Below are 16825 nucleotides of genomic sequence, written 5' to 3'. Positions count from 1 at the left end.
GGTTTTAATCGGCGCAATGTTGTCTACTTTTTTAAAAATTAATAGACATCTTCATCAGCGCTATTTTTAATTTATTGGTAATGAACGCTTAATCAGCTGTAATAAATTAGTTTTTAATAAGAAACAGCGGTTCATTAATTTCATTCCGCAAACGATAAGAGGTCTAGTTGTGATCTATAAATCCATTGCCGACAGATTGCGTTTACGGCTGAATTCGTCAGATTTCAATATTGGTAGCCCGCTGCCGGGTGAGAAAAAGCTGGCGGAAGAGTTTGGCGTGGCGCGGATGACCATTCGTAAAGCCATCGACCTGCTTATCGAGTGGGGGTTAGTGGTCAGACGGCACGGCAGCGGAACCTACGTGGCGCATAAAGACATACATCATGAAACGACCAATTTAACCGGCCTGGCGGAGATACTGCGGCAGCAAGGGAAAGAGGTGGCCAGTAAGGTCCTGATTTTTGAGATGATGCCCGCGCCGCCGGCGATCGCCAGCCAGCTCAGAATTCAGATTAACGAACGGATCTATTTCTCGCGCCGGGTGCGCTACGTGGATGGCAAACCGCTGATGCTGGAAGACAGCTATATGCCGGTCAAATTGTTCCGTAACCTGTCGCTGGTGCATCTGGAAGGGTCGAAGTTTGATTACATTGAGAAAGACTGCGGGATCACCATTAGCGGCAACTATGAAAGCCTGGCGCCGGTGCTGGCCGATAAGCAGCTGGCGCAGAGCCTGAATGTGCCGGAACAAACGCCGCTGCTGCGCATCACCTCCCTTTCCTACAGCGACAGCGGCGAGTTCCTTAACTATTCCGTGATGTTCCGCAACGCCAGCGAATATCAGGTGGATTACCACCTGCGGCGGCAGACCGTTAGCCCATCCCCCAAAACAATACCGCCAGCAGTTGCGGAGTGATAATGCGCAGGAACATCACCAGCGGATAAACCGTGGCGTAGGAGAGCGCGGCGGCGCCGCTGGTCGCGTGGAGGTTGTTGGCAAAGGCCAGCGCCGGTGGGTCGGTCATTGAACCGGCCAGCATGCCGCACAGGGTCAGGTAGTTCATCTTCGCGAAGATACGCGCCAGAATCCCCACCGTCAGCAGCGGAATGCCGGTGATAAATATCCCGTAGCCAATCCAGCTGAGCCCATCGCCATGCACCAGCGTGTCGATAAAGTCGCCGCCGGACTTAAGCCCCACCACCGACAGAAACAGCACGATCCCCAGCTCGCGCAGCGCCAGGTTAGCGCTGGGCGGCATAAACCAGTAGAGCTTGCCGATGCTGCCGATACGCCCGAGGATCAGCGCCATAATCAGCGGCCCACCCGCCAGCCCCAGCTTCAGCGCCACCGGGAAGCCGGGAATAAACAGCGGCACTGAACCCAGCAGCACGCCGAGCCCGATGCCAATAAACACCGGCAGCATCTGTACCTGCTGCAATTTTTGCTGCGCGTTGCCGAGGTCTGACGCCACCGCATCAATCGCCGCCGGGCGACCAACCAGATTGAGGATGTCGCCAAACTGCAGGCTGGCATTGCTGCTGGCGACCAGTTCTACCCCGGCACGGTTCAGGCGGGAAATCACCACGTCATAGCGCTGTTTATAGTGCAGATCGCGGATTTTCTTGCCCAAAACCTTCTCGTTGGTAACCACCACCCTTTCCACTTTCAGGTCCGTGCCGCGCGTCGACAGCGAGGTCTCCACCTCTTTGCCGATCACCAACTGCGCGCTGTGCAGATCCGCCGCTTCCCCCACCAGGTGCAGCAGATCGCCGGTTTCAATCAGGGTCGTCGGCGACGGGACCATCAGGGTATCGCCGCGTTTGAGCCGCGAGCAGATGATGTTATCGCTGTTGATCACCGGGATATCCTGAATGGCCAGGTGGTTCAGGTTTGGGTTTTCGACGCGGATATTGATGGTTTTGAGGTGTGAATGGCCGGAACCGGCCTGTTCATCGAACTGCTGCGCTTCTTTTTCCACGTTGATACGAAAGAACAGGCGCACCAGCCACATGGTCAGCAGAATGCCACAGATACCAAACGGGTAGGCCATGGCGTAGCTCATCCCCATTTGGTCCACCACGCTAAACGGCTCGCCAAGATCGCGCAGGATTTGCTGCCCGGCCCCCAGCGCCGGGGTGTTAGTCACCGCGCCGGAGAAAATACCCAGCACCACCGGCAGCGGAATGGAGAAAATTTTATGCAGTAACGTGGTGACCAGGCCGCCGAGAATAACGATCAGGATAGCGAACAGATTGAGCCGCAGCCCGGAGACGCGCAGCGAGGCAAAAAAGCCGGGCCCCACCTGAATACCAATGGTGTAGACGAACAGAATCAGGCCAAATTCCTGAATAAAATGCAGCATCGGACTGCTCAGGGTAATGCCCGCCTGCTCGACAAAGTGGCCAACGATAATCCCACCGAACAGCACGCCGCCAATACCGAAACCGATGCCGCGAATTTTGATATTGCCAATCCACAGCCCAACCACTGCTACCAGCGCCAGTACGCTGACCGTCAATGCTATATCACTCATTTTATGTTCCCTGTGAATAACATTAATAACAATATGGATTATGGCCGAGTTGGGGGGAGCTTGTATGTAGTGCGGCGCACATTAATCAACCAAGCGGGGAGCACTATTCAGGTGAATTTTTTCCTTTGGCGGCAATTTTCAACTGCTGGATGCTTTTCTCGGGAGAAGGCAGTGATTCAGGCATTGTGCCGCCAAGATCCTCGATTGTCTGACGCACCTTCTGGCCCACTTCGTAGTGCGTTTGATTGGCGATTTGCCTGGTGCTCACTTCATCACGTCGGAGTTTTTCTTCGGTTTGCGTCGCACGAAAAAGATTTGCCGCCAACTCGGTTGAACCCATATGGTCGAGGATTTTCTGGCTTTTCTTTAATCCTTTGCGCTCGTGAATGGCTTTCTGATCCAGGCCACCATAAAGGCCTTTGTAGCCATGGTTCTGGAAGACGGCAAAATCAAGCGCAGTCTCAACACCAGCCCGTTGAGCAGTTTCCACCAGATGTTTATTGTGCTCTTTTAGCTCATTGCGCAAAAAAAGACGCTTCTCATCTTCCCGTAAAGACTTAAAAGCGTTGTCATCCTGAAGCTCCTGACGCCGGGTCTGCAAAGCAAAGTAGGTTTGCCCTGCAGCGATAACCGGTTTGGACGGATCGCCATTTTGTACAACCAGGTAACAGGCATAGCGAGATAGCCTGATGTCTTCAAGATTTCGGTTCGCACCCGACCCCAATTCGACCATTTTGTTGGATTCAACAAAATGGTCAGACGCATGCTGACCACTCACCTCACAAGCGATCACAGCTTTTGAGATAACCTTTTGAAAATTACGCCATTCCTTATAATCAAGTAATGGCCCTAAATCTCGAGCAGACCAATACTCTCTCCCTTCCCGATCGGTGTTTTTAATCACTTCAAACGGCTGTTGCTCATTCATAACATGTCCCTTGTTTTAATACCCATCTGAGTGATCATTTTTTAATCTGAAACACGCGTTGCAGCAAGGGGGATTAATGAGGCGTCACACGCAAAAAAAAGCCCCGATTTCTCGGGGCTAATTGGGCAACCAGGGTTAGCTATTCAGCGCCGGGCGCTCGCTAATTGCGATACGCTGCGGGGCGATAGCCTCCGGCTCGTTGCGGGTTAAATCGATATGCAGCAGGCCGTTAGTAAAGGTGGCGCCGGAGACTTCCATATTTTCGGCCAGCGTGAAGCTCAGGCTAAAGGCCTGGGTCACCAGACCCTGATGCAGCCATTTGGTCTCTTTTTCCTGCGGCTGCGGCGTGCCCTTCACGGTCAGGCGAGTGCCTTCCAGCTGCACGTCGAGATCGTCCTGACGGAACCCTGCCAGCGCCAGCGTAATGCGGTAGTGGTTATCGTCGCTTTTTTCGATGTTGTACGGCGGGAAGCTCTGGCCTTCGCTGCTGGTTTGCAGCGCGTTCGCCAGTTTGTCAAAGCCGATCCATTGACGCAGCAGAGGGGATAAATCGTAGTTACGCATTGTGTTTCTCCTTCTAAGAAGCGAGTGAGTACGTTTCGGCTCCCTGACGGCAAGCCGATGGTTTAACAGGGCCGCGCGGCGGCCCGTCGGAATTAGTTAATTTCGATACGGCGCGGTTTGTTCGCTTCCGGAATCACGCGTTCCAGTTCGATATACAGCAGGCCGTTCACCAGGTTCGCGCCACGTACGTGGATGTTTTCCGCTAGCTGGAATTTGCGTTCAAAGTTGCGCTCGGCAATACCTTGATAGAGATAGGTACGTTCTTTCTGTTCTGCGGCATGCGCGCCTTTTACCACCAGCATGTTGTCCTGGGCGGTAATTTCCAGCTCGCTTTCAGCAAAACCCGCCACGGCAATCGCGATGCGATAGTGGTTTTCATCAACCAGTTCAACGTTGTACGGAGGGTAGCCGCCGTTACTTTGCGTTTGATTGTTTTCTAACAGGTTGAACAGGCGGTCGAAACCAATGGCAGAACGGTATAACGGGGATAAGTCAAAGTTACGCATAATCAAATAGCTCCTGAAAGTCAGCGAGAAATTGTGGACCTTCCATCGTGGACAGGTCGTGAAGCCCGAACACCCCGCAGGCGTGTTCTTCCCGGCTACACCTATAAAATGAGGGGGAAAGAACCTTTTTCAAGACCCAGTGTCTGACTTTTTTTGCACTTTCCCCGATAAGGCTTACACTGGGTGAGAGCACAAAAGTCCAAATTGCGACAGCCGCCACAGAGCGGCGAGCCTGGGCTTTCTATTTTGGCAACGGGTGGCTATAACCCGGAGGACGAGCTTTTTTATGCTCATAACAATGAAGAGCTCATGATGAAAAATCTGCTGATCAAAACGACGCTGGTTGGGGGGATCCTGTTGTCAGGTGGGTGTTCCAGCGTCATGTCACACACCGGTGGCAAAGAAGGCACTTATCCCGGCACGCGCGCGAGCGCAGAGATGCTCGGCGATAGCGAAAACGGCTGGGCGACCAAATCGCTGATCGCCCTGGATATGCCGTTTACGGCGGTGATGGACACCGTTTTGCTGCCGTGGGATTTCTTCCGTAAAGACAGTTCGGTCCGCTCGCGGGTCGAAAAGAGCGAGCAGGAGACGCTAGCCACTAATTCGGTGATCCCGCCGGCGCCAATGCCCGCTCAGTAGCCGGTCTCGGTGACCCACAGCTGGCGAAAGCCAGCCGTTTCTTCCATCCAGGCGATCAACCGCCCGTCGGGAGAGAAGACCACCGCATCCGCCGACGGCGGATTGGCATGTTTTTCCGTTAAAAAGGTGGTTTCTCCGCTCACCGCGTCACACCACGCGATACGCCCGTCCAGCACCATCCCCAGTCCGTTTCCAGACGGATGCCAGTTAAACGCCGACTGAATATCCGACGCATTACGCGTGAGCTGCCGCGGCTCGCCGCCCGCCGGAGATATCAGCCATAGCTGCACCACGCCGCGATCGTCGCGCATCAAAAAGGCAATCTGCGTGCCATGCGGATTGCTGCGCACCCAGTGGCGCGGGACGTTCACCAGCCCGGGAAACGCCCGCTGATGGGTGAAGGTTAAACGCCGCTGGCGAACGCCCGCTGGTGGAGCGGGGAGCGTGGTGTCAGTGCCCTGCAGCGGCGCATCCCCAGGCTGCTTCCAGCCCTGAGCGTCGCCGGGCAGTTCCACCAGGAACAGTTCCGGCACTTTCTCGCCGGCCAGCGAGACGGTATCGCCGATAAACGCCAGCGCCCGCGAGCCAACCCAGCCTTCTTCGTAAGCGCGGGTGATGTCATCGCTACCGGGAATGGGCATCGCGGTGGTCTGGCTGACCAGCACGCACCAGTGGCTGCCGCCATATTCGCGCGGGTGCTGGCCGCGCGGTTCAACCGGGCCGTAAGGCACGGCTACGCCGACGTTGCGCTGGTCCAGCGCCGGATCGTATTCGTGCATCACGTGGTCGTTGTAGGTAAAGCTGACAAACTGGCCGCAGGGGCTATAGACGTGGACGTGGCTGCCGCCGCGCAGCGCGCCCGGCGTATAGGGCGAGGTGATATCCAGGGCGTCGAGGTCGCGGGTTTCACCGTGCGCCGTTACTACGCCGCGTCGGTGGTGGAAATCATAGTGCCAGCTGGCGTCCGGATTCTCCGGACCGTGGATAAAAACGTACCGCTCAGCGTCAGGATGTACCGTCACCACGCCGACGTGCGCCCCGGCGCTGGCGCGATAAATCACCTCAACCTCACCGCTGCTGACGTTCACCCGTTCGATGGTGTCACCGGTAAACGAAGCGCCGGAAGGGCGAACGTCGTAGACCAGCCACAGGCTGTCCGGCGTCCACGTGCGGGTATTGGTGAGCTGATGATGGCGTGCGGCAAAGGTGATTTGTTTCATGGCGGCGTCCCGGTCAAAAGATACCGCCTAGTTTTACCACGCTAAAGGCTTATCCCATAAGCCTTTAGCGGAAACGCGGGAGAGGGAGCCTTAGTTGAGGACGTATTTCTCAATCGCCCAGGCCACGCCGTCTTCAAGGTTGGATTTGGTGACAAAATTCGCCACTTCTTTGACCGCCGGGATCGCGTTATCCATCGCCACGCCAACCCCTGCGAATTCAATCATCGCAATGTCGTTTTCCTGGTCGCCAATCGCCATGATCTCTTCCGGCTTAATGCCCAGCACGTCGGCCAGCGATTTCACGCCGGTACCTTTGTTGACGCGCTTATCCAGGATTTCGAGGAAATACGGCGAGCTTTTCAGCACGGTATATTTCTCTTTGACTTCCGGCGGGATACGGGCAATCGCTTTGTCGAGGATCGCCGGCTCGTCAATCATCATCACCTTCAGGAACTCGATGGACGGGTCCATTTTCTCGGCTTCGCAGAACACCAGCGGAATGGTGGCGACAAAGGATTCATGCACCGTGTAGTAGCTGATATCGCGGTTGGCGGTGTACAGCGTGTTGCGATCCAGCGCGTGGAAGTGGGAACCGACCTTGCGGGACAGCTCTTCCAGGAAACGATAGTCGTCATACTTGAGCGCGGTCTGCGCCACGGTACTGCCGTCGCCGGCTTTCTGGACCAGCGCGCCGTTGTAGGTAATGCAGTAATCTCCCGGCTCGTTCATACCCAGCTCTTTCAGGTAGCTGTGCACACCAGCGTAAGGACGCCCGGTGGTCAGAACCACGTTTACCCCTTTTGCGCGCGCCGCCGCCAGGGCGTTTTTCACCGCAGGAGAGATAGTGTGGTCCGGCAACAGCAATGTTCCGTCCATGTCGATTGCAATCAGTTTAATAGCCATGAGATCCCCAGGTTAGATGAGCCTGTCCTCATGCTAACTCGATTTAGCGCAAAAAACAGCAGCCAAGGCGGCTTAAAACGGGGATACAACGCGTGAGGCATTCTCCCCTTTTACATGGCCTTTAACCGAATAGCTTGCCGCCTTTAAGCAGGTTCATTCCGGCAGACAGCAGGTCGTTGTGCGCCTGCGGGTCAACCTCACCCTGCGGGGAAAGGGCATCAATAATTTTCGGCAGGTAGTCTGCCAGCATCGACGAGGCAGAACCGGTATCCACCCCCAGCTTCTGGCCGAGGTCAGAGACCGCCGAGGTGCCGAGCGCAGACTCAACCTGATCGCCGCTAATCGGCTGATTACTTTGCTGATTGCTGATCCACGAGGCGGCAATATCGCCCAGGCCACCGTTTTGCAGCTTTTCCAGCAGCGCCTGAATGCCGCCCTGCTCGTTTACCCAGGTCAGGATTGCCTGATATTTGCCGGTATCGCCCTGCAATAACGACCCCACTACATCATCGAAAAGCCCCATGCTGCACCTCTGAGTAAAATTGATAGAAGACGTAGTGAAGTATAGTTCGCGTGCGTAAGGCATAAAAAAACGCCTGAAAAAATTCAGGCATTTTTGGGTAAAGCGGATGGCGACGATGTGCTTAGATATCGATATTCGCCGCTTTCAGGGCGTTCTCTTCGATAAACGCACGACGCGGTTCTACGGCGTCACCCATCAGGGTGGTGAACAGCTGGTCGGCGGCAATCGCGTCCTTCACGGTAACGCGCAGCATGCGGCGGCTGTCCGGGTCCATGGTGGTTTCCCACAGCTGATCCGGGTTCATCTCGCCCAGACCTTTATAACGCTGAATCGCAAGGCCACGGCGGGACTCTTTCACCAGCCAATCCAGCGCCTGCTCGAAGCTGGCCACCGGCTGACGGCGTTCGCCACGTTCGATGAACGCATCTTCTTCCACCAGGCCACGCAGCTTCTCGCCCAGCGTGAAGATACGACGGTATTCAGCACCGTTAACGAATTCGCTATCCAGCACGTAGTCGGTATCCACGCCGTGTGTACGCACGCGGATAATCGGCTCGAAATGCTGCTGTTCAGCATTGTGCTGAATATCAAACTTCCACAGGCTGCCGTGCTGTTCTTTTTCGTTCAGCTCGGTCACCAGCGCGTTCACCCAGCGCGTGACTTTCTGCTCGTCGGACAGGTCCGCGTCGACCAGCGTTGGCTGATAGATAAGCTCTTTCAGCAGCGCTTTCGGGAAACGACGCTCCATGCGGTTAATCATTTTCTGCGTGCCGTTGAATTCGGCCACCAGGCGTTCCAGCGGTTCGCCCGCCAGGGCCGGCGCGCTGGCGTTGGTGTGCAGGGTCGCACCGTCGAGGGCGATGGAAATCTGGTACTGATCCATCGCTTCGTCGTCTTTAATGTACTGTTCCTGCTTGCCTTTTTTCACTTTGTACAGCGGCGGCTGTGCAATGTAGACGTGACCACGCTCGACGATTTCCGGCATCTGACGATAGAAGAAGGTCAGCAGCAGCGTACGGATGTGCGAACCATCGACGTCCGCATCGGTCATGATGATGATGCTGTGATAGCGCAGTTTGTCCGGGTTGTACTCGTCGCGACCGATGCCGCAGCCCAGCGCGGTAATCAGCGTCGCCACTTCCTGAGAAGAGAGCATCTTGTCGAAGCGCGCTTTCTCAACGTTGAGGATTTTACCCTTCAGCGGCAGAATCGCCTGGTTCTTACGGTTACGCCCCTGCTTCGCAGAGCCGCCCGCGGAGTCCCCTTCCACGAGGTACAGTTCAGACAGCGCCGGGTCGCGTTCCTGGCAGTCGGCCAGTTTGCCCGGCAGGCCTGCTAAGTCCAGCGCGCCTTTACGGCGGGTCATTTCACGGGCTTTACGTGCCGCTTCACGGGCACGCGCGGCGTCGATAATTTTGCCGACCACGATTTTCGCGTCAGACGGATTTTCCAGCAGGTATTCGCTCAGCAGTTCGTTCATCTGCTGTTCAACCGCCGATTTCACCTCAGAGGAGACCAGCTTGTCTTTGGTCTGGGAGGAGAATTTCGGATCCGGTACCTTCACGGACACCACGGCAATCAGGCCTTCACGGGCATCGTCGCCGGTGGCGCTGACTTTCGCTTTTTTGCTGTAGCCTTCTTTGTCCATGTAGGCGTTCAGGGTACGGGTCATCGCCGCACGGAAGCCCGCCAGGTGGGTACCGCCATCACGCTGCGGAATGTTGTTGGTGAAGCAGTAGATGTTTTCCTGGAAACCATCGTTCCACTGCAGCGCCACTTCTACGCCAATACCGTCTTTTTCGGTGGAGAAGTAGAAGATATTCGGGTGGATCGGCGTTTTGTTCTTGTTGAGGTACTCAACGAACGCCTTGATGCCGCCTTCGTAGTGGAAATGGTCTTCTTTGCCGTCGCGCTTGTCGCGCAGGCGGATAGAGACGCCGGAGTTCAGGAACGACAGCTCACGCAGGCGTTTCGCCAGGATGTCATATTCAAATTCGGTGACGTTGGTGAAGGTTTCATAGCTCGGCCAGAAACGCACCATGGTACCGGTTTTTTCGGTATCGCCAGTCACCGCCAGCGGAGCCTGCGGCACGCCGTGGGCGTAGATCTGACGGTGAATTTTGTTATCGCGCTGGATAACCAGCTCCAGTTTCTGCGACAGGGCGTTAACCACGGAGACGCCTACGCCGTGCAGACCGCCGGACACTTTATAGGAGTTATCATCGAATTTACCGCCTGCGTGCAGCACGGTCATGATAACTTCCGCCGCGGAGACGCCCTCTTCCGGGTGAATACCGGTCGGGATGCCGCGGCCATCATCCTGTACGGAGACGGAGTTGTCGCTGTGGATGGTGACGATGATATCTTTGCAGTAACCAGCGAGCGCTTCGTCGATAGCGTTATCCACAACCTCGAATACCATGTGGTGCAGACCGGTGCCGTCATCCGTGTCGCCGATATACATACCCGGGCGCTTACGCACCGCATCCAGCCCTTTCAGGACTTTGATACTGGAGGAGTCATAAGAATTCGACATCAACGTTTCTCGCTCATTTAATCTTGGGTTAATCCGTTATTTTACCCTTTTCCACGGTAAACATCTTCGAATTTTCATCCGACATGTCCACAACGTGTTCAGCGCTGATCGCGCTGACGAAAACCTGAGACTGTGTGGCTTTTAAACGGCTGGCCAGCAGGCCGCGCCGCGCGTCGTCAAGCTCCGAGGCAAAATCATCTATCAGGTACAGGCAGCGTCTGCCGCTCTCGCGGGTCAGAAACTCGCCCTGTGCCAGGCGTAGCGCGCACATCAGCAGCTTAAGCTGCCCGCGCGATAAGGTGTCTTCCACCGGCGCGCCGTCGGCGCGAATGCGGAAGTCCGCCTTGTGCGGGCCGTGTGCCGTGTAGGTCAGCATACGGTCGCGTTCGAAGTTTCTCTCCAGCACCTCGGCATAATCGGTCTCTTTCTCCCAGCCGCGCTGGAAGGAGAAGGTCAGAGAGAACTCCGGGAGAAATTGCTTGCAGGTATCGGCCATATCTTCGGCGATACCGGTACTGTATTCCGCCCGCCAGCGGCTGATTTGCTCGGCCAGCGGGATAAGTTCGAGATCCCACGGACGCAGCTGCGCATAGCGGCTCACCTGGCGCAGCGCGGCGTTGCGCTGCTTGAGCAGGCGCTTCAGGTTGCTCCAGGCGGTGAAGAATCCGGCTTCGTTATGGAAGCATCCCCAATCGAGGAACGCTCTTCTATATTTGGGGCCGCCGTTGAGTAAAGTAAACCCCTCGGGCGTAATCAGCTGCATTGGCATCAGCAGCGCCAGCTCGGCGACCTTGTGGCCGTCGGTACCATCGATGCGCACTTTGCTGTCGCCCAGTTTATCTTTGGTCAGGCCGATCGAGGTTTCACGCTCCGCGCCCTGAAGGCGGCCGTGCAGTACGAAAGATTCCTGCTCGTGGCGGATCACGCGGCCAATCTGCAAACTGCGAAACGCCCGGCCGTGGCCGAGCGTATAGATGGCTTCCAGCACGCTGGTTTTACCGCTGCCGTTAGCGCCAACCAGGAAGTTAAAGCCGGGGGATAAGGCAAGATCCGCGTTTTCGATATTGCGAAAATCGCGGATCAACAGGCGGGAGAGCGACATTACAGTCTCATTGGCATAACAACGTAGGCAGCACTCTGAGACGCCGCATCTTCAATCTGTACGCTGGACACGGAGTCAGTCAGCATAATGCGCACATTTTCGCACTTCAGCGCATTGAGCACGTCCAGTACGTAGCTGACGTTAAAGCCGATTTCCAGCTCAGTGCCTGGATAGGTGACATCCAGGATCTCTTCCGCCTCTTCCTGTTCCGGGTTGTTGGCGGTAATTTTCAGCTGATTTTCGCTGACGTACAGACGCACGCCGCGGAATTTCTCGTTCGAGAGAATCGCCGCACGGGCAAACGCCTGCTTGAGGATATCGCAGCCGGCTTCGAGGTGTTTATCCGGGTTCTTCGGCAACACGCGACGATAATCCGGGAAACGGCCGTCAACCAGCTTCGAGGTGAAGATAAAGTCACCGACGTGCGCACGGATGTTGTTGCTGCCGATCTGCACGCGCAGCGGCGTGTCGCCGCCGTCGAGCATACGCATCAGCTCAATCACCCCTTTACGCGGCACGATCACCGAATGGCTCGGCAGGGACTGGCCCACCGGCATAGAGCAGACCGCCAGACGGTGGCCGTCGGTCGCCACGGTACGCAGCTCTTCGCCTTCGGTTTCGAACAGCATACCGTTTAAGTAATAACGCACATCCTGATGGGCCATCGAGAACTGGGTGGCTTCAATCAGGCGTTTCATTGTGGCCTGCGGCAGCGTGAATTCCACGTCGCTCTGCCAGTCGTCAAGGTTCGGGAAGTCGGCGGCAGGCAGCGTAGAGAGCGAGAAGCGGCTACGGCCAGAGCGCACCAGCATGCGGTCGCCTTCCAGCTGCACGGCGATTTCCGCGCCTTCCGGCAGGCCACGGCAGATGTCGAAGAATTTACGCGCCGGGACGGTAGTCGCGCCCGGTTCATGCGCCTGCAGCAGCGCCACGCGCGCTACCATTTCCATTTCCAAATCGGTACCGGTCAGCGACAGCGTGCCGTCCGCGACCTGCAGCAACAGGTTACCCAGAATCGGCAATGTCGGACGCCCGCCTAACGGGCCACTCACCTGTTGTAACGGTTTTAATAAATGTTCACGTTCTACGGTAAATTTCATAGGATCACGACGACAATGTTCTGATTAAATTGGAAAAGTCTTCTTTGATATCGTGGCTTTCTTCACGCAGCTGTTCAATCTTACGGCAGGCGTGCAGCACGGTGGTATGGTCACGGCCACCAAACGCATCGCCAATCTCCGGCAGACTGTGGTTGGTGAGTTCTTTCGCCAACGCCATCGCCATCTGGCGCGGACGCGCTACCGAACGAGAACGTCGTTTGGAGAGCAGGTCCGCCACTTTAATTTTGTAGTACTCCGCCACCGTCTTCTGAATATTGTCGATGGTGACCAGTTTTTCCTGCAATGCCAGCAGATCGCGCAGCGCTTCGCGCACGAAATCGATGGTGATCGCCCGACCGGTAAAGTTGGCGTTGGCGATTACGCGGTTCAGCGCCCCTTCCAGCTCACGCACGTTAGAGCGTAGACGCTTGGCAATAAAGAACGCCACTTCGCCAGGCAGACGAATGTCATTTTCATCGGCCTTTTTCATCAGAATAGCGACGCGGGTCTCAAGCTCCGGCGGCTCGATCGCCACCGTCAGGCCCCAGCCAAAGCGGGATTTGAGACGATCTTCAACGCCGTTGATCTCTTTCGGATAGCGATCCGAGGTGAGGATGATCTGCTGATTACCTTCCAGCAGGGCGTTGAAGGTGTGGAAGAACTCTTCCTGCGAGCGCTCTTTGTTGGCAAAGAACTGGATGTCATCGATCAGCAGCGCATCAACGGAGCGGTAGTAGCGTTTAAACTCTTCGATCGCATTGTTTTGCAGGGCTTTTACCATGTCCTGGACAAAACGCTCGGAGTGCATATACACCACTTTGGCGTTTGGCTTGCGGGCGATAATACCGTTGCCCACCGCGTGCAGCAGGTGCGTTTTACCCAGGCCCGTACCGCCGTACAGGAACAGCGGGTTATAGGCGCCGCCGGGGTTATCCGCCACCTGGCGCGCCGCCGCGCGGGCCAGCTGGTTCGATTTACCTTCGACGAAGTTATCAAAGGTATGTTTAACGTTGACGTTGGAGCGGTAAGAAGGCTCAGCAGGGGCCGGAACGTTGTCCCAGCCTGCGCGCGGGGCCGGGGCGACGCGCGGCGCATGCACCTGCGCCATTTGCGCCGGAGCGCTGACGTTTGCCGTCTCTCTTAACGTTTGGGTGACGGGCTTGGTGCCCACCTCAAAGCGCAGCTGCGGGGCGTCGGCGCCGCAGAAATCATTCAACAGGCCGTTGATGTTATTGAGGTATTTGTCGCGTACCCAATCAAGCACAAAACGATTTGGCGCGTACAGGGCCAGCGTGTTATCGCTCAGTTCCGCCTGCAACGGGCGGATCCACATGCTGAATTCTGTGGCTGGTAACTCATCCTGCAATCGGGCAAGACATTGCTGCCAAAGCGAAAGTGACACGGCGGACTCCACTCGAAAAAAAGTCGATACACATCATCCTCCAGGCAAACCTGCAGGCTACCTTCTGACGATCCTGCCGCCAGCAAAACTGAATGCTGTCGGGGATTCATTCAGCCGCTGCGCAAATGCAGCCCGAACGATGCTGTGTATAAGATTAAAAATTCGTGATTTTTGGCACACGTCGAAAAGACCCGATGCAAGCGGGTGACGTGCGAACCGCTATCTGCGGTTTTCAACAGCGTCTTTCAGACACTGTGCTGAAAGAACGCGGTTATTTTCCCCTTTAACGATCCACCGATCGCGATCGGGCCGAGGATCATAGCGTAAACTGCGCCAGAGATCTTCTGTTTCTCACAGATTCTTCCCGATTTATCCACAGGGTGGATCCAGAAGCGCTAAGTGTAAACGATCCCGGCGGAGAGAAGGCACGATTTCCTTCGCATATTGGAAAAATTAATGACTAGCGACAATTTTCTGCTTAAATGATCTAACAAAGATCCAGGATGATCCTTGCGCTTTGATGGGTAGCCCGTATAATCCCCCACCCGGCGTGTACCGCTCGAAATTCGGTGAGGGACGCTGCCCATTTGCCGGGCAAAAAACGGCGGTCAAACGTGGTTTTTTACGCGGTAAATAAGGAAAGAGAATTGACTCCGGAGTGTACAATTATTACAATCCGGCCTCTTTAATCACCCATGGCTTCGGCATCCATCGTTCAATTTTCGGTCGGATATCCAATAAAGCCATTGAATTTATTCAAGTTTAGGTAGAAATCGCCATGAAACGCACTTTTCAACCGTCTGTACTGAAGCGCAACCGTTCTCACGGCTTCCGTGCTCGTATGGCTACTAAAAATGGTCGTCAGGTTCTGGCACGTCGTCGTGCTAAAGGCCGTTCTCGTCTGACCGTTTCCAAGTAATAAAGCTAACCCCTCGAGTGGTTAAGCTAGCATTTCCCAGGGAGTTACGTTTGTTAACTCCCAATCATTTCACATTCGTCTTCCAGCAGCCACAACGGGCTGGCACGCCGCAAATCACCATCCTCGGCCGCCTGAATTCGCTGGGGCATCCCCGCATCGGTCTTACCGTCGCCAAGAAAAACGTTAAACGCGCACATGAACGCAATCGGATTAAACGTCTGACGCGTGAGAGTTTCCGTTTACGTCAGCATGAACTCCCGCCAATGGATTTCGTGGTGGTGGCGAAGAAAGGGGTTGCCGACCTCGATAACCGTGCTCTCTCGGAAGCGTTGGAAAAATTATGGCGCCGTCACTGTCGCCTGTATCCCGGCTCCTGATAGGCCTGATTCGGGTCTATCAGCGCCTGATTAGTCCGCTACTCGGGCCGCATTGCCGTTTTACGCCAACCTGCTCTCAATACGGAATTGAGGCATTGCGCAGGTTTGGAGTGATAAAAGGCAGTTGGTTGACAGTGAAACGCGTATTAAAATGCCACCCTTTACACCCTGGTGGTGACGACCCCGTCCCGCCCGGACCATTTGATACCAGAGAACACTAACGATGGATTCGCAACGCAATCTTCTTATCATCGCTTTGTTGTTCGTGTCTTTCATGATCTGGCAAGCCTGGGAGCAGGATAACAATCCGCAGACCCAGCAGCAGACCACGCAGACAACGACCACAGCAGCGGGTAGCGCCGCCGACCAGGGCGTACCGGCCAGTGGCCAGGGAAAACTGATTACGGTTAAAACCGATGTGCTTGAGCTGACTATCAACACTCGCGGTGGCGATATTGAGCAGGCGCTGCTTCCGGCATACCCGAAAGCGCTTAAGTCTACCGAACCGTTCCAGTTACTGGAAACCACTCCGCAGTTCGTCTATCAGGCACAGAGCGGCTTAACCGGTCGTGACGGCCCGGACAACCCGGCTAACGGCCCGCGTCCGCTGTATAACGTCGATAAAGATGCGTTTGTGATGGCCGATGGCCAGAACGAAATCGTCGTTCCGCTGACCTATACCGATAAAGCAGGCAACGTCTTCACCAAAACCTTCACCCTGAAACGCGGTGACTATGCGGTGAACGTTGGCTACGACGTGAAGAACGCCGGCGAGAAACCGCTGGAAGTTTCCACCTTCGGTCAGTTGAAGCAGACTGCCGCGCTGCCAAGCGCGCGTGATACGCAGACCGGTGGCCTGTCTACCATGCACACTTTCCGTGGCGCAGCGTATTCAACGTCTGATTCCAAGTACGAAAAATACAAATTCGATACCATCACTGATAACGAGAACCTGAACACCAACACCAAAAACGGTTGGGTTGCCATGCTGCAGCAGTACTTCACTACGGCATGGGTTCCGCAGAACAACGGTACGAATAACTTCTACACCGCTAACCTCGGTAACGGCGTAGTGGCTATCGGCTACAAATCTCAGCCGGTTCTGGTTCAGCCAGGCCAGGCCGATAAACTGCAGAGCACCCTGTGGGTAGGCCCGGCAATTCAGGACAAAATGGCTGCCGTTGCGCCGCACCTTGACCTGACCGTTGACTACGGCTGGCTGTGGTTCATCTCTCAGCCGCTGTTCAAACTGCTGAAATGGATCCATAGCTTCCTGGGCAACTGGGGCTTCTCCATCATCGTTATCACCTTTATCGTTCGTGGCATCATGTACCCGCTGACCAAAGCGCAGTACACCTCCATGGCGAAGATGCGTATGCTGCAGCCGAAGATTCAGGCGATGCGTGAGCGTCTGGGCGATGACAAACAGCGTCAGAGCCAGGAAATGATGGCCCTGTACAAAGCTGAGAAGGTTAACCCGCTGGGCGGCTGCTTCCCGCTGATCATCCAGATGCCAATCTTCCTGGCGTTGTACTACATGCTGATGGGCTCCATTGAACTGCGTCATGC

The 16825-nt window shown here is 55.6% G+C and carries 17 protein-coding genes and 1 other annotated feature; of the genes, 6 read left to right on the top strand and 11 right to left on the bottom strand.

The features are described 5' to 3' along the window. Positions 1 to 169: 169 nt before the first annotated feature. Complete coding sequence (locus ACK5JN_RS16765; RefSeq protein WP_416871198.1) at positions 170 to 916, top strand: GntR family transcriptional regulator; 747 nt, start codon at positions 170 to 172, stop codon at positions 914 to 916. Here ACK5JN_RS16765 and ACK5JN_RS16760 read toward each other — a convergent pair. From ACK5JN_RS16760 to ibpA, 4 genes are all read right to left on the bottom strand, one after another. Next, positions 873 to 2534: a putative transporter gene (locus ACK5JN_RS16760; protein ID WP_416871197.1), complete on the bottom strand. Its 1662-nt coding sequence runs from the start codon at positions 2532 to 2534 to the stop codon at positions 873 to 875. The two genes, ACK5JN_RS16765 and ACK5JN_RS16760, sit on opposite strands and share 44 nt — an antisense overlap. A gap of 103 nt (positions 2535 to 2637) precedes the next feature. Beyond that, the gene (gene dinD / locus ACK5JN_RS16755) at positions 2638 to 3462 is read right to left on the bottom strand and encodes a DNA damage-inducible protein D (RefSeq protein WP_416871196.1); all 825 of its coding nucleotides are present in this window, start codon (positions 3460 to 3462) and stop codon (positions 2638 to 2640) included. 135 nt (positions 3463 to 3597) lie between these two features. After that, the gene (ibpB, locus tag ACK5JN_RS16750) at positions 3598 to 4026 is read right to left on the bottom strand and encodes a small heat shock chaperone IbpB (protein WP_416871195.1); all 429 of its coding nucleotides are present in this window, start codon (positions 4024 to 4026) and stop codon (positions 3598 to 3600) included. A 92-nt stretch (positions 4027 to 4118) separates the two neighbouring features. Continuing rightward, complete coding sequence (ibpA, locus tag ACK5JN_RS16745) at positions 4119 to 4532, bottom strand: small heat shock chaperone IbpA (RefSeq protein ID WP_015343937.1); 414 nt, start codon at positions 4530 to 4532, stop codon at positions 4119 to 4121. Beyond that, positions 4526 to 4601 (bottom strand) — a sequence feature (ROSE (Repression Of Heat Shock gene Expression) occurs in the 5'-region of heat shock genes and acts as an RNA thermometer to modulate expression.). (Overlaps the previous gene by 7 nt.) 240 nt (positions 4602 to 4841) lie before the next feature. Between ibpA and ACK5JN_RS16740 the strand changes: the two genes are divergently transcribed. Continuing rightward, a complete protein-coding gene (locus ACK5JN_RS16740; RefSeq protein WP_416871194.1) occupies positions 4842 to 5174 on the top strand; it encodes a YceK/YidQ family lipoprotein in 333 nt (110 codons plus the stop codon). Here the strand turns inward: ACK5JN_RS16740 and ACK5JN_RS16735 are convergent. From ACK5JN_RS16735 to dnaA, 7 genes are all read right to left on the bottom strand, one after another. After that, positions 5168 to 6394 carry a DUF3748 domain-containing protein gene (locus ACK5JN_RS16735; RefSeq protein WP_416871193.1) on the bottom strand — a complete coding sequence of 409 codons (1227 nt, stop codon included), beginning with the start codon at positions 6392 to 6394 and terminating at the stop codon, positions 5168 to 5170. The two genes, ACK5JN_RS16740 and ACK5JN_RS16735, sit on opposite strands and share 7 nt — an antisense overlap. 90 nt (positions 6395 to 6484) lie before the next feature. Continuing rightward, entirely contained in the window at positions 6485 to 7297 is an 813-nt protein-coding gene (gene yidA / locus ACK5JN_RS16730) for a sugar-phosphatase (protein WP_416871192.1), read from the bottom strand. Between the two features lie 121 nt (positions 7298 to 7418). After that, a complete protein-coding gene (locus ACK5JN_RS16725; RefSeq protein ID WP_416871191.1) occupies positions 7419 to 7820 on the bottom strand; it encodes a YidB family protein in 402 nt (133 codons plus the stop codon). 121 nt (positions 7821 to 7941) lie between these two features. Next, positions 7942 to 10356, bottom strand: coding sequence for a DNA topoisomerase (ATP-hydrolyzing) subunit B (gyrB, locus tag ACK5JN_RS16720; RefSeq protein WP_416871190.1), 2415 nt, complete (start codon positions 10354 to 10356; stop codon positions 7942 to 7944). 28 nt (positions 10357 to 10384) lie between these two features. Continuing rightward, on the bottom strand, positions 10385 to 11458 hold the full coding sequence (gene recF, locus ACK5JN_RS16715; RefSeq protein ID WP_416871189.1) for a DNA replication/repair protein RecF: 1074 nt from the start codon (positions 11456 to 11458) through the stop codon (positions 10385 to 10387). Then, positions 11458 to 12558, bottom strand: coding sequence for a DNA polymerase III subunit beta (gene dnaN, locus ACK5JN_RS16710; RefSeq protein ID WP_064540673.1), 1101 nt, complete (start codon positions 12556 to 12558; stop codon positions 11458 to 11460). The genes recF and dnaN overlap by 1 nt, the downstream gene beginning before the upstream one ends. A gap of 4 nt (positions 12559 to 12562) precedes the next feature. Next, the gene (dnaA, locus tag ACK5JN_RS16705; protein WP_035896454.1) at positions 12563 to 13960 is read right to left on the bottom strand and encodes a chromosomal replication initiator protein DnaA; all 1398 of its coding nucleotides are present in this window, start codon (positions 13958 to 13960) and stop codon (positions 12563 to 12565) included. A gap of 778 nt (positions 13961 to 14738) precedes the next feature. On the opposite strand from dnaA, the gene rpmH reads away from it, so the two are divergent. From rpmH to yidC, 4 genes are all read left to right on the top strand, one after another. Next, positions 14739 to 14879, top strand: coding sequence for a 50S ribosomal protein L34 (gene rpmH / locus ACK5JN_RS16700; protein WP_003849659.1), 141 nt, complete (start codon positions 14739 to 14741; stop codon positions 14877 to 14879). Positions 14880 to 14896: 17 nt separating this feature from the next. Next, entirely contained in the window at positions 14897 to 15256 is a 360-nt protein-coding gene (rnpA, locus tag ACK5JN_RS16695; RefSeq protein WP_064540669.1) for a ribonuclease P protein component, read from the top strand. Then, positions 15220 to 15477 carry a membrane protein insertion efficiency factor YidD gene (gene yidD / locus ACK5JN_RS16690; protein WP_074398703.1) on the top strand — a complete coding sequence of 86 codons (258 nt, stop codon included), beginning with the start codon at positions 15220 to 15222 and terminating at the stop codon, positions 15475 to 15477. Before rnpA ends, yidD begins: the two co-directional genes overlap by 37 nt. A 2-nt stretch (positions 15478 to 15479) precedes the next feature. After that, positions 15480 to 16825, top strand: a 1346-nt coding sequence (gene yidC / locus ACK5JN_RS16685; RefSeq protein WP_416871188.1) for a membrane protein insertase YidC, incomplete at its 3' end; no start/stop codon positions are given.

This window comes from Kluyvera sp., from assembly GCF_047971185.1.
In the GTDB taxonomy this organism is placed as follows: Bacteria; Pseudomonadota; Gammaproteobacteria; order Enterobacterales; family Enterobacteriaceae; genus Kluyvera.
Note: the sequence above shows the minus strand (reverse complement) of the source record. Positions and strands in the feature narration are given on the sequence as shown.